This is a genomic window from Paraburkholderia phytofirmans PsJN (assembly GCF_000020125.1).
GTDB lineage: Bacteria > Pseudomonadota > Gammaproteobacteria > Burkholderiales > Burkholderiaceae > Paraburkholderia > Paraburkholderia phytofirmans.
Map to the genome: position 1 here is coordinate 3,211,706 of NC_010681.1, position 12,083 is coordinate 3,223,788.

A 12,083-nucleotide genomic window follows, 5' to 3' on the forward strand; every position below is an offset into this window, starting at 1 on the left:
TGCATTTCGCCGCATCTCGCGCCGCGCGCGCCTGCCGCGCTGTCCGCTTTTCGCGTACTGCAGCGCAAAACCGTTAGAATCGAGCGCTTTGTATCCACCTGCCGCGTGATCGGGATCGGCGCGCGGCAGCGCTTTGCGAGGTCCAATGGTAAGCACGACAAGAATGATGAAACGGCTCGCCTGCGCGTCGTTGGTGGCACTGCTCGCCGCGTGCGGGTCGGCGCCGGTGGGGCCGGGCTTTTATCGGGTGGAACGGGGCGATACGCTGTCGAAGATCGCGCGCAGTAACCGGCAGTCGGTGCAAAGCATCGTACGCTGGAACAATCTGACCAATCCGGACAGCATCGAGGTCGGCCAGGTGCTGCGCGTCGCGCCCCCGGGCGGCACGGCATCGACCAGCGGCGCGGTGCGCAGCAGCGGAAGCGGCAGCGCGTCGGCCACGCCGCGTCCGGCGCCCGCGGACAGCGCGCCGTCCGCGGCGCCGGCTTCGAGCATCTCGCTGGTGTGGCCGGCCGACGGCACGGTCATCCGGCGTTTCGACGGCGGCAATTCGAAGGGCATCGATATCTCGGCGGCGGCGGGTACGCCTGTCGTCGCCGCGGCGCCCGGCACGGTCGTGTACGCCGGCAACGGCTTGCGCGGCTACGGCAATCTGCTGATTCTCAAGCACAACGCCGAGTATCTGACCGCCTACGCGCACAACCGCACGCTGCTGGTGAAAGAAGGCCAATCGGTCACACGCGGCGAGAAAATTGCCGAGATGGGCGACACCGATACCGATCGCGTGATGCTGCACTTCGAACTGCGCTATCAGGGCCGCTCAATCGATCCGTCGCGGGCGCTGCCGCCCCGCTAGCGGCTGGCTGAGGCATGAGCACTGGCTCGCGCCAGCGGGCGCGCCTGGCCCGGCCTGCGCGGTCCGCGTGCTGCCCCGCCGCCCGCGCCGCCCATTGCGGGCAGGCAGCCTGCAACTCCGGTCGAGGGAACCCGGCGTGTTATAAAACGCTCAATCAGGACACGGCGTGGCTTCGCGTCACGTCTTTCTCCGTCTATCTGTAAGGAATCTGTATGAAGAGCGCATTTGCGTCCGTCGCGACGGCCGCGGCGATCGGTCTCGGCCTGCTGACGCTGGGCAGCCTCGGCGGCTGCTCCAGCACCACCACCATGACCTACCTGCCGAGCGGTGACACTGGTTTTGCGATCAACTGCAGCGGCAGCGACGCCAGTTCGAGCTGGGCAGAGTGCTACAAGCGCGCGGGCGAAGTCTGCGGCAACTACGGCTACGACGTGGTATCGAAAGACGTCGACAACGGCGCGACCTCGGGTGGAACGGTCGGCGGTATTTTCGGTGCGAACGTGAAGAACCGGTCGATGGTGGTTCGCTGCAAGCAATAACGACGACGCCGCGCGCGCCGCCGTGCGGACTAGCGGCGGCGCCAGCGTCCTGAGCGCGGATCGATGCGCGCGGCGAAGGCGACCAGCACGCCGAGCGCGACCGGGCAGACGCCGAGAAAAATGATTAGCGCGGTCATGCTCGAGGAAGGAAAGGTAAGTTTTCATGATCCACTGCACATGTGAATCGGCGGTGACTCGGACGTGGCGCGGCGAAAAAAAAGCCCGGCACGAGGCCGGGCTAACGGGGGTTCGGCGCATATCGGCAAAGGACCGGTTCACCATGCGCCAGAACGAAATCTAACAATCCGCTTTTACAAGCGCAATATATTAATTTCGCAGTCAATGTGATGCGGCGTACTGATTCCGCCTTACGTGAAGCGGAAAAGTCGGAAACAAACAGGTCGAATTCGCCCGCCGTTTCAACATGAAACGCTTTAAATGGCGCGACTCGAAACCCAATACTGCCCGCCGGGCCGCGCGAAGCAAGGGACGCGCCTGAAACGGCCGGAAAAGCCTGAAGAATGGCGCTGGCGGATTTCTGCTAACTCATCCAGCCTGATTCGGACGCTTTGCGTACTGCGTAGCTTTAGTGCGCCACCGCACCTTCTCGCATTAATATCCGATATTGACCGACTTAATCAAGGAAACCGGCTTCTTCACAACAATTCGCAAACGGCGGAAATATTATAGAGATTAAATCAGCCGACAATTGCGGCACTTAAAATCCGGCGACTTAATTGATTCGACCAATTGAATCATAAGCACCGGCATGGGATCGTTCAAGCTGGCCGAATGGCTAAAATCGGCCAGCTTGAGCGCACGCTCACATGACCCGCAACCCCAGCTCGGTGACGAGCACGGCCGCTTGGGCATGCGAGATCGTCGCGCCCTTGAAGAGCGCCGCATCCACCAGCCGCACGCCGCTGAGGTCGGCTTCGCGCAGGTCCGCGCCGTCGAAGCGCGCGCCCTTCAGGTGCGCATCCTTCAGGCTGCCGCCGTCGAAGATCGCTTCACGGAAGTCCACGCCGGCCAGGTCGGCATCCGAAAAATCCAGTTGTTGCAGCGTGGCCTTGCGAAACGACAGGCCGCGCAGGTGCGCGCCAACCAGCAGGGTTTCGACGAAGCTCAAACCCAGCGCCGTGCATGCTTCGAAATTGGCGCCGGTCAGCTTGCAGCTATGAAACGACGCCGAAGCCAGCTTGGCGCGCCGCCAACTGGTGTTGTTCAGGTCGCTCGACTGAAACGCCGCGTCGACCAGATCGGCCGACGCGAAGTCCGCCTCGCGGCCACGGCAACGGACCCAGCGGGTATGCGAGAGCGCCGCGCCGAAAAACGACGTCTCGACGATCGTGCAGCGCTGAAACTCGGCGCCGCGCAGATCGAGTCGCGAGAGGTCGACGCCTTCGAAATCGCAGTCGGTGAAATGAAGCGGCGCCTTATTGCCGGCGAGGCTGGCCGCGACAAGTCGCTCCACTTCCGCGCGCGTGAGCGCGGCGTCGGTCACGACATGAGCTTGCGCGCCTGAAGCCGGCGCCGTTGAATCCAGTGACATGAAGGTTCAGAATGAATTTCGCAGGACCCATAGCCTACCGGAACGCGCACCGCGCTGACGGTTCGCACCGATGGTTTATAGTAACGGCCCCGCCGGAACCCGCTTACGATGACTTCCAACGACGCCACCCATAGCCCGCTGTACGCCAAGCTGCTCGCCGAAACCGCCAAGATCGGCTGGATCGAGCTCGAACGTTTCTTCGCACGCGGCATCCTGCTGCGCGTCGCGCGCGACCTCGATCTGGTGAGCGTTGCCGAGGCCATCGCCAGCGACGACACCAAGCAGGTCACGCAGTGGCTGTCCGCCGGGCTCGTCGAGCGCGTGCAGGCGGAAACCGCCGCCGACTTCGCCGAGCGCGACCCGGATCTGTGGGCGGTCGTCGTCTCGCCCTGGGTATGCGTGCAGGAACGCAGTTGAGCGAAGCCACGCGCGACGCTAACACGTCGGCAGCGGCACCCGCCGTTCCCGTGCGCTGGCACCGCAGGGTGCTCGCGCTGGCGTTTCCCATCGTTCTCGCCAATCTGACGCAGCCGATTCTCGGCGCGGTCGATACCGCCGTCGCGGGCCATCTGGATGGCGCTTCGTATCTCGGCGGCGTGGCGCTCGGCGGTCTGTTCTTCAACTTCGTGTTCTGGGGCTTCGGCTTTCTGCGCATGGGCACGACCGGACTGGTCGCGCAATCGCACGGTGCGCGCGACCACGCGGAGTTGCGCAACACCGTCGTACGCGCGCTGTTGCTGGCGGCCGCGATCGGCGCCGTGGTGCTGGCACTGCAAATGCCGCTGATCGATTACGCAGTGCGCGTGATCGGCGGCAGCGACGCGGTGCAACGCAACGCGCGGCTCTATTGTCACGCGCGCATCTGGGCCGCCCCGCTCGCCCTCGGCAACTATGTCGTGCTCGGCTGGCTGCTCGGCACGCAGCAGGTGCGGCTCGCGCTTCTCTCGCAGGTGTTCATCAACAGCGTGAACATCGTGGCCGTACTCCTGTATGTGTATCGGTTCGACTGGGGTGTAGCCGGCATCGGCGCGGCCACGGCCACCGCCGACGCGCTCGGTTTCGTGCTCGGCGCCGCCCTGCTATGGCGCGGCAGGCCACGCGGCTTGCCTGGCCTCAACCGCGCCGCGCTGTTCGACGCAGCGGCGCTCAAGCGGCTCGTGGTGCTCAATCGCGACATCTTCGTGCGCACCTTGTGCCTGCTCTCCTCGTTCGGCTGGTTTGCACACCTGGGCGCGAAGCAAGGCGACGCCACGCTCGCCGCCAACGCGCTGCTGCTCAATTTTCAGACGTTCATGGCCTACGGACTCGACGGTTTCGCGCACGCCGCCGAAGCGCTCGTCGGTGCGGCGATCGGCGCGCGCGACCGGCACGCTTTCGCGCAGGCGATCAAGGTGACGGCGTTGTGGTCCACGCTCGGCGCGCTGGCATTTTCGCTGGCGTATTGGGGCGCGGGCTCGTGGATCGTCGAACGTCTGACGGATCAGGCCGCCGTACGCGCCACCGCCGAAATGTATCTGCCTTGGGCCGCGCTCTCGCCGGTGGTGTCCGTGTTGGGCTTTCTGCTCGACGGCGTGTTCATCGGCGCGACTCGCACGCGCGAACTCATGATGTCGATGGTGGTGTCGTTCGCGTTGTTCGTCGTGGCGTCGTGGGCCTTGCTGGCGCTGTACGGCAATCACGGCTTGTGGGCCGCGATGCTGCTCTTCATGGCGCTGCGTGGTCTCACGCTTGCGCGTTACGTGCCGGGCGTCGTGCGCGGCATGGCGAGCGCGGCGGCTTGAGCCAGCGGGCTCGCCCATTTCGCATCGCGGCACTCGGTTACGGCTTGAAACAAGCGCATACATGTCACGCGCGACGCTCGCCCTAGAATGACTTCAGCCCGCGCTCTCCGCGCGAACAGTCTGCGCGGGTCAGAAGCGCCGGCGTGCCCGCGCCGGTGCTTCGCTTCCGCTATTCATCACCGTTGCCGCGCCCGTCATCAGCCGAAACCTCAGGGCGCGACCGGTGCAGGCACCATCGTGGGCGGACGGCTGTCGGTCGGCACGCCGTGGTAGTCGGCCGGATCTTGCGGCGGTGGCCCGCCGTGATGGCCGGACGGACCATTCGCACAACCTGCAAGGCCGGCAACCAGCAGCAACGCAATCATTGAAACGCGGATCATAAACTGAGTCTCTCGAAGCGGAATGAAAGAGCGGCTGCCCGCCGGTGAGCGGGCAAGCGCGAGCGCCGAGAGTCTAACCGCAAAGCACATTCCACGACGCCGCGCCGCGCTGCGTGCGCCCTCCCATTTCGTTGCGCGTGACCTACTATAAAGTCACGGTCGCATCTCACAGGAGGCTGCCATGGACGCTGAAACGATCGCGGGTCTGGTTGGACTTGCAATAGGTCTGCTCGTGCTGCTCGTGTTGTCGATCTACGAATCGAGAACCTATCGGCATGAACACGATGGCGAAGGCATGGTGCACCACTGGCTGACTCATCAGCACATGCCGCACTGGATGCGCCGCCGGCACTGAACGAACAACCGGGAGTGCCAACTGCGCCTGCGCACATTCCGTTCGAATAATTGAACGGTTGAAGCGTTGCATTGCACGTGCGAGTCCGCGCTCGCACGTCGGCCGTTTGCGCGGTGACGCCAATGGCATGTCCACCGTAACTCGCGCAAGTCTTTCCGGCCTGCCCTTTCCCTGATCAGGCGCCTCGTCACGGCTGGAGCATCCAGCAGCCCGCCATTTCCCCTCCGGACTCATTTCCTCTTTGGGCACATGCCTTGCTGATGGTAAGCGTGCAAGGAGCGCGTAGCTTGCGCGTCGAGCGTCCCGGCGTGAATGCGCCGAACCAACCAGACTAACTGGCTCAGGCCAGACAGGGAGAACTCGAATGACCATCGGAACCATACTGCTTATCGTGCTCATTCTTCTGCTGATCGGCGCGTTACCGAGCTGGCCGTACAGCAGTGGCTGGGGCTATCGGCCGACCGGCGTGCTGGGCGTCGTGCTGATCATCGTGATCGTGTTGCTGCTGATGGGCCGCATATAACGCAGCCGACTGGCGCTTTCGAGCCTGCGTTTCTCTCCGATGCAATTCGTGATTGACTCTGGCACCCAATGCCACGTAGAATCTCGGATTCGTCGGAGCGTAGCGCAGCCTGGTAGCGCATCTGATTTGGGATCAGAGGGTCGAAGGTTCGAATCCTTTCGCTCCGACCACGAAAAGCAACACGAAACCCGCGTAGCCTCCGGCTTCGCGGGTTTTTGCTTTTTGGGCTTTGTTCGGTCTGGCTTTGTTCGGGCTTTCAGACTCTCGCCTGCGATACACCCGCGCGCTGATACGGTCGGCCCGAGCCCTTGCCTTGCGGCATGACGGGCCCGCGTGCGACAGTGACTAAAACCTGGCGCAGGCCTCATCAGGCTCAAGCGCCGCAAGCAGAGTCAAGGAGACACGCATGGATCTGATTCTCTGGCGTCACGCCGAAGCCGAAGACATCGCCAGCACCGACCTCGCGCGCGCGCTCACCACCCGCGGCCGCAAGCAGGCGCAAAACGTCGCCAAATGGCTGCGCACCCGCCTGCCCGACGACGCCGTCGTGCTCGCGAGCCCCGCTGTGCGCGCCATCCAGACTGCCGAGACGCTGAGCGATCAATATCGCGTAGTGCGTGAACTCGCGCCCAACGCGAGCGCCGACGACGTGCTCGACGCCGCGGGCTGGTCTAAAGGCATTGCGCAGACGGTGGTGATCGTCGGCCATCAGCCGACGCTCGGCCACGTCGCCGCGCGGCTGCTCGGCAATAGCGACGCGAGCTGGCCCCTGAAGAAAGCGGGCCTGTGGTGGATTGCGAGCCGCGAGCGGGATGGCGACGATCAGGCCGTGCTGCGCGCCGCGATGACGCCCGATCTGGTCTGAGCCGCTTTCGCTCCGACGAGGCGAGGCGCGCCCATAAAAACCCACGCGCCACGCGAGACGGCGCCGAACTATCAAACCAATCACCCGCTTGACCCACATCGCCGGGGCTTCACCGTCCCGGCGCGTGAACTACTCCCACCCGTTTCCTCGATTCCCCACGTTTCGCGCGGAAACAACACTCGTCGTCCCGACTCGCAACATTACAAGCCGCGGGCACGCAGCTTACGGGCAGTCATCCAATCGTCATGGGTTTGCCATGCGAGCGTCACCAGGCGTTACTACATTGGCGAAAAAAGAAATCTCCTTTTTTTCGACCAGGACCCCCCAATGCGAGAACTGCCGACGCCTACCCTGCCCCTCGCTTCGATCTTCGAGTCGCGCCGTCTGCCGCGCGCCGAAGAAACGGTCACCGCCCAGCATCGCCTGCAAGTCACGTGGGCTCGCACCGACGAAGAACTGCGCGAAGCGCAGCGTCTGCGCTACCGCGTGTTCGCCGACGAAATGGGCGCGCGTCTGACGGGCCCCGCGGGTCTCGACGTCGATTCGTTCGACTCCTACTGCGATCACCTGCTGGTGCGCGATCTCGACACATTGAAAGTGGTCGGCACGTATCGCGCGTTGCCGCCGCATCAGGCCGCGCGTATCGGCCGCCTGTATGCGGAAAGCGAATTCGACGTGTCGCGTCTCACACACCTGCGCGCCAAGATGGTCGAAGTGGGCCGTTCTTGCGTGCATCCAGACTATCGCAGCGGCTCGGTGATCATGTCGCTGTGGGCGGGCCTGGCCGCCTACATGAAGCACAACGGCTACGAGACGATGCTCGGCTGCGCGAGCGTGGCGATGGTCGACGGCGGCCACTACGCGGCGAATCTGTATTGCTCGCTGCGCGACAGCGCGCTGACCGCGCCGGAATATCGCGCGTTCGCGCATACCCCGCTGCCGGTCGATGAGCTGCAAACGGGCGCCGAGGTCGCACCGCCGCCGTTGGTGAAGGGTTATCTGCGGCTCGGCGCGAAGATTTGCGGCGCACCGGCATGGGATCCCGACTTCAATACCGCGGACTTTCTGACGCTGTTCCGCTTGTCCGATATCAATGCACGTTACGCCCGCCACTTCCTCGGCGATGCGCTGCCGCGCTGAGCGGATTCGCACGCAAGACGCGCTGTGACGCGCGTCGGCGAAACAGAACACGCGGCCACAAAAAAGCCCGGCAACATGCCGGGCTTTCTCGTTCATCCGCAATGCGCCACGCGCAAGCTTCAATCGTCCGTATAGACCACACGATACGGAATGCCGACTTTCTCCCACTCAGCGGCTTCCTGAATCAGGCTGTAGTCGGTGAGCGGATTGTTAGCCACCCACTCGTTCGGCAAACGCACCTCGTAACCGCCGTTGACCTGCGCCACCGCAATACCCGGCAAGCCAACGTCCGCACGCCGGCGGCAGAGCAAAGCCGCGAGCCGCAGACAGAACAGCAGCGGCCACTCCACTTCGCGTGTTTGCGACAGCTTGCCGAGCTTGCCCGCGTGACCGAGCACGAGCGCGGCAAGCCGCGCCTGATCGGTGCGCGAAAAGCCCGGCATGTCCGCGTTGCTCGCGATATAGGCCGAATGCTTGTGATAGGCGCTATGCGAGATCGACAGACCGATTTCATGCAGCGCCGCGGCCCAGCCGAGAAACATGCGGTTCTCCGCGCGGCGTTCTTCGTCGGGTTCCGCGAACTGTTCGTAGAAGCGCACCGCGAGTTCGCCGATGCGCCCCGCCTGCGCGCGATCCACGCCATAGCGGCGCATGAAACCTTCCACCGTGACCGTACGCATATCTTCGTGCTGCGAACGGCCTAGCAGGTCGTATAGCACGCCGAGGCGCAAGGCGCCGTCCGTGGTATCGACGTAATCGACACCAAGTTCGTCGAACACCGCGATCATGATCGACAGACCGCCGGCCAGCACCGGAATACGATCGCCCTTCAACGCGACTAGCTTCAGCCGGTTGACGTTCTCCGCCTTGATCAGCGCGCGCTTGAGCCGTTCGAGGCCGCCGCGCGAGATGCCGTGCGTGATACCCGGATCGTTGAAGTTATTTGCCTCCACCAATTCGGCCAACGCGCGCGCGGTGCCCGACGAGCCGATTGCCTGCTCCCAGCCGGTTTTCTTGTACTCGGCGGAAATGATCTGGATTTCGCGGCCCGCGGCGAGTTCGGCCTGACGCATCGTGTATTCGTCCACGTTGCCTGCCGGGAAAAACGCCCGGCTATGACTCACGCAGCCGATATACAGGCTCTCCATCTTGATGGGCGTGTAATGCGAGCCAATGATGAATTCCGTCGAGCCGCCGCCGATGTCGACCACGAGACGCTTACCCGGGCTCGCGGGCACGGAGTGTGCTGCGCCCGCATAGATCAGGCGCGCTTCTTCACGCCCGGCGATCACTTCGATCGGGAACCCGAGCGCGGCCTGCGCCTCGCCGAGGAATTCGCCGGCATTCTTGGCGATGCGCAATGTATTGGTTGCGACCGCGCGAACGTGATCGGGATGAAAGTCGCGCAGACGCTCGCCAAAACGCTTGAGCGCGTCCCAGCCGCGCACCTGCGAGGCACGGTCGAGCATCTTGTCGCGCGACAGACCGGCGGCCAGACGCACCGGTTCACGCAAGGCGTCGACCTGATAGATCTGGCTGCCCGCGTCGGTTTCCTCGACCCGGCCCACGATCAGCCGGAAGCTGTTCGAGCCGAGATCCACGGCAGCGAGGAGTTGTGGAGTATTGACCATCGGGTAAGCGGACTCCATGCGCGCGAGCGCGGCGGCGTTGGATGCGGGAAACGCTCCGTGTCCATCGGGTGCCCTGGGCGCCTCATGCACCTTCCGGCCGGCCGCGCTGTTCAAAGACGCCATTCTAAGCGTACCGCGCCTCACGATGTCACCTCGCAGCAATGGGGGTGCCCAATGGTCCCATACGGACTGCGTCATATTGACGACATGCGGCGATTACGGCGTAGAATAAAAAATCGAGAATGTCATAACAACGTCATCATACTGTGAGAATTTCCGAGCGTCTTTCCGCATCTCTTCCTGACATTCCATTCTCGCTGCCGATGTCCATCCGCTACCCCTTATTGAATCGCGAGCTGGGCATTCTGGGTTTCAACGAGCGTGTGTTGGCACAAGCTGCCGACCCAGCCGTCCCTTTGCTCGAACGCCTGCGCTTCATCTGCATCACCAGTAGCAATCTCGACGAATTCTTCGAAGTCCGCATGGCCGGACTGCAGGAACAGATGCGCGACAACCCCGGCGCGCTATCGCCGGACGGCATGTCGCTGCAGCACGTGTACGACCTCGTGGTCGAACGCGCGCAGAAGCTCGTGCATCGCCAGTACACCATGCTGCACGACACGGTGCTCACCGCGCTCGAAGCAGAAGGCATCTATTTTCACGGCACGGAAGCGTGGAACGAAGCGCAGACCGAGTGGGCCCGCAACTACTTCTTCGACGAACTGTTGCCCGTGCTCACGCCAATCGGCCTCGATCCGGCGCACCCGTTTCCACGCGTGCTCAACAAGAGCCTGAACTTCGTCGTCGAACTCGAAGGCAAGGACGCGTTCGGCCGCCAGGCGATGATGGGCATCGTGCAGGCGCCGCGCGCGCTGCCGCGGCTCGTGCGCATGCCGCAGGAACTGTCGGGTTATCCGCACGGTTTCGTGCTGCTGAGCTCGCTGTTGCAACGCTTTGTCGGCGAGCTGTTTCCGAACCTAGTGGTGCGCAGTTGCAATCAGTTTCGCATCACGCGCAATAGCGAACTGTTCGTCGACGAAGATGAAATCACCAATCTGCGCGTCGCGTTGCAGGGCGAATTGCCGGCACGGCATCTGGGCAATGCGGTGCGGCTCGAAGTGTCGGCGGAAACGCCCACGCATGTCGTGCGCCGCCTGCTCGATGAAAGCGGCCTGTCCGACAAGGACTGCTATTACGCCGACGGCCCCGTCAATCTGGTGCGGCTGATGCAATTGCCGGAGATGGTGGACCGCCCCGATCTCAAGTTCGTGCCGCACATCCCCGCGATTCCGGCGCAGGTGGCCAACAGCGTCAGCATGTTCGACGTGATCGATCAGGGCGACGTGCTGCTGCATCATCCGTACGAGAGCTTTCAGCCGGTGCTCGAACTGCTGCTGCAGGCGGCTAAAGATCCGAACGTCGTCGCGATCAAGCAGACCATCTATCGCACCGGCACCGATTCGCCGTTGATGGACGCGCTCATGCAGGCCGCGCGCAACGGCAAGGAAGTCACGGTAGTGGTCGAACTGCTCGCGCGTTTCGACGAAGAAACCAACATCAACTGGGCCTCGCAGCTCGAGGCGGTCGGCGCGCACGTGGTGTACGGCGTGGTCGGCCACAAGTGCCACGCGAAGATGATGCTGATCGTGCGGCGCGTGTCGGTGGGCGGCAAGACCACGCTCAAGCGCTACGTGCACCTCGGCACCGGCAACTATCATCCGCGTACGGCGCGTCTTTACACCGACTTCGGTTTGATGACCGCCGATCAGAAAATCTGCGAAGACGTTCATCACGTATTCCAGCAACTGACCGGCATCGGCGGCGAGTTGAAGCTGCACGAGTTGTGGCAATCGCCGTTCACGCTGCATCCAAAACTGGTCGAAGCGATTCGCGCCGAAGCCGAGCATGCGCGCGCCGGCAAGAAGGCACGCATCGTCGCGAAGATGAACGCACTGCTCGAACCCACGGTGATCGCCGAGTTGTACGAAGCCGCGCAAGCGGGCGTGAAAATCGATCTGATCGTGCGTGGCGTGTGCTCGTTGCAGCCGGGCGTGGCGGGGCTTTCGGAGAACATCACGGTGCGCTCGATCGTCGGGCGCTTTCTGGAACACCATCGCATCTTCTACTTTTACGACGGCGGCAAGGAACAGGTCTATCTGTCCAGCGCCGACTGGATGGACCGCAATTTCTTCCGGCGCGTTGAAGTGGCGTTCCCGATCAACAACCGCCGTTTGAAGCGGCGCGTGATCGCCGAAGGCCTGTCGGCATTCCTCGGCGACAATCAATCCGCGTGGCTGATGCAAAGCGACGGGCACTATCGGCGCCGCCGGCCGGGCAAGTCCTCGCGCAATGCGCAGATGAGTCTGCTGGGGAAATTCTGTTCGTAGCGTTAGTGACTGCGCTCGCTTCGGCGAGCCACCAACACACGTGAGACGCGTAAAAAAGCCCGCTACGTGCGGGC

Annotated in this window: 12 protein-coding genes and 1 tRNA gene; 10 read left to right on the forward strand and 3 right to left on the reverse strand. The window is 63.4% G+C overall.

The genetic code is table 11. From position 1 onward, the window contains the following. Positions 1–145: 145 nt before the first annotated feature. Together BPHYT_RS14060 and BPHYT_RS14065 are read left to right on the forward strand one after the other, a co-directional pair. The gene (locus tag BPHYT_RS14060; RefSeq protein WP_012433821.1) at positions 146–856 is read left to right on the forward strand and encodes a peptidoglycan DD-metalloendopeptidase family protein; all 711 of its coding nucleotides are present in this window, start codon (positions 146–148) and stop codon (positions 854–856) included. A gap of 212 nt (positions 857–1,068) precedes the next feature. Continuing rightward, positions 1,069–1,395 (forward strand): hypothetical protein, encoded by a 327-nt coding sequence (locus tag BPHYT_RS14065; protein WP_012433822.1) that lies wholly within the window; start codon positions 1,069–1,071, stop codon positions 1,393–1,395. An 823-nt stretch (positions 1,396–2,218) separates the two neighbouring features. On the opposite strand, the gene BPHYT_RS14070 is transcribed toward BPHYT_RS14065, so the two are convergent. Next, on the reverse strand, positions 2,219–2,947 hold the full coding sequence (locus tag BPHYT_RS14070; RefSeq protein ID WP_012433824.1) for a pentapeptide repeat-containing protein: 729 nt from the start codon (positions 2,945–2,947) through the stop codon (positions 2,219–2,221). Positions 2,948–3,055: 108 nt separating this feature from the next. Here BPHYT_RS14070 and BPHYT_RS14075 point away from each other — a divergent pair, with 108 nt between their 5' ends. Together BPHYT_RS14075 and BPHYT_RS14080 are read left to right on the forward strand one after the other, a co-directional pair. Beyond that, positions 3,056–3,364: a DUF2288 domain-containing protein gene (locus BPHYT_RS14075; RefSeq protein ID WP_012433825.1), complete on the forward strand. Its 309-nt coding sequence runs from the start codon at positions 3,056–3,058 to the stop codon at positions 3,362–3,364. Next, a complete protein-coding gene (locus BPHYT_RS14080; protein WP_012433826.1) occupies positions 3,361–4,728 on the forward strand; it encodes an MATE family efflux transporter in 1,368 nt (455 codons plus the stop codon). The genes BPHYT_RS14075 and BPHYT_RS14080 overlap by 4 nt, the downstream gene beginning before the upstream one ends. Before the next feature lie 209 nt (positions 4,729–4,937). Here BPHYT_RS14080 and BPHYT_RS38665 read toward each other — a convergent pair whose 3' ends face one another. Continuing rightward, positions 4,938–5,108 (reverse strand): hypothetical protein, encoded by a 171-nt coding sequence (locus BPHYT_RS38665; RefSeq protein ID WP_012433827.1) that lies wholly within the window; start codon positions 5,106–5,108, stop codon positions 4,938–4,940. A gap of 181 nt (positions 5,109–5,289) precedes the next feature. Between BPHYT_RS38665 and BPHYT_RS38670 the strand changes: the two genes are divergently transcribed. The 5 genes from BPHYT_RS38670 (at position 5,290) to BPHYT_RS14100 (ending at position 7,991) form a co-directional block, all read left to right on the forward strand. Continuing rightward, complete coding sequence (locus tag BPHYT_RS38670) at positions 5,290–5,463, forward strand: hypothetical protein (RefSeq protein ID WP_012433828.1); 174 nt, start codon at positions 5,290–5,292, stop codon at positions 5,461–5,463. A 364-nt stretch (positions 5,464–5,827) separates the two neighbouring features. Next, a complete protein-coding gene (locus BPHYT_RS37300) occupies positions 5,828–5,986 on the forward strand; it encodes a DUF3309 family protein (protein WP_007181032.1) in 159 nt (52 codons plus the stop codon). A gap of 93 nt (positions 5,987–6,079) precedes the next feature. Continuing rightward, positions 6,080–6,156, forward strand: a tRNA-Pro gene (locus BPHYT_RS14090). Positions 6,157–6,392: 236 nt separating this feature from the next. Beyond that, positions 6,393–6,851, forward strand: a complete 459-nt coding sequence (sixA, locus tag BPHYT_RS14095) for a phosphohistidine phosphatase SixA (RefSeq protein ID WP_012433829.1) — start codon at positions 6,393–6,395, stop codon at positions 6,849–6,851. 327 nt (positions 6,852–7,178) lie between these two features. Beyond that, complete coding sequence (locus tag BPHYT_RS14100; protein ID WP_012433830.1) at positions 7,179–7,991, forward strand: GNAT family N-acetyltransferase; 813 nt, start codon at positions 7,179–7,181, stop codon at positions 7,989–7,991. Between the two features lie 119 nt (positions 7,992–8,110). On the opposite strand, the gene ppx is transcribed toward BPHYT_RS14100, so the two are convergent. Next, a complete protein-coding gene (ppx, locus tag BPHYT_RS14105; RefSeq protein ID WP_041758521.1) occupies positions 8,111–9,745 on the reverse strand; it encodes an exopolyphosphatase in 1,635 nt (544 codons plus the stop codon). 200 nt (positions 9,746–9,945) lie between these two features. On the opposite strand from ppx, the gene ppk1 reads away from it, so the two are divergent. Next, positions 9,946–12,009 (forward strand): polyphosphate kinase 1, encoded by a 2,064-nt coding sequence (gene ppk1, locus BPHYT_RS14110; protein WP_012433832.1) that lies wholly within the window; start codon positions 9,946–9,948, stop codon positions 12,007–12,009. Positions 12,010–12,083: the final 74 nt, after the last annotated feature.

Bases quoted from the DNA above. Each gene is read 5' to 3' on its own strand.
- BPHYT_RS14060 (WP_012433821.1), top strand. From the start codon at position 146: ATGGTAAGCACGACAAGAATGATGAAACGGCTCGCCTGCGCGTCGTTG.
- BPHYT_RS14065 (WP_012433822.1), top strand. From the start codon at position 1,069: ATGAAGAGCGCATTTGCGTCCGTCGCGACGGCCGCGGCGATCGGTCTC.
- BPHYT_RS14070 (WP_012433824.1), bottom strand. From the start codon at position 2,947: ATGTCACTGGATTCAACGGCGCCGGCTTCAGGCGCGCAAGCTCATGTC.
- BPHYT_RS14075 (WP_012433825.1), top strand. From the start codon at position 3,056: ATGACTTCCAACGACGCCACCCATAGCCCGCTGTACGCCAAGCTGCTC.
- BPHYT_RS38665 (WP_012433827.1), bottom strand. From the start codon at position 5,108: ATGATCCGCGTTTCAATGATTGCGTTGCTGCTGGTTGCCGGCCTTGCA.
- BPHYT_RS38670 (WP_012433828.1), top strand. From the start codon at position 5,290: ATGGACGCTGAAACGATCGCGGGTCTGGTTGGACTTGCAATAGGTCTG.
- BPHYT_RS37300 (WP_007181032.1), top strand. From the start codon at position 5,828: ATGACCATCGGAACCATACTGCTTATCGTGCTCATTCTTCTGCTGATC.
- sixA (WP_012433829.1), top strand. From the start codon at position 6,393: ATGGATCTGATTCTCTGGCGTCACGCCGAAGCCGAAGACATCGCCAGC.
- BPHYT_RS14100 (WP_012433830.1), top strand. From the start codon at position 7,179: ATGCGAGAACTGCCGACGCCTACCCTGCCCCTCGCTTCGATCTTCGAG.
- ppx (WP_041758521.1), bottom strand. From the start codon at position 9,745: ATGGCGTCTTTGAACAGCGCGGCCGGCCGGAAGGTGCATGAGGCGCCC.
- ppk1 (WP_012433832.1), top strand. From the start codon at position 9,946: ATGTCCATCCGCTACCCCTTATTGAATCGCGAGCTGGGCATTCTGGGT.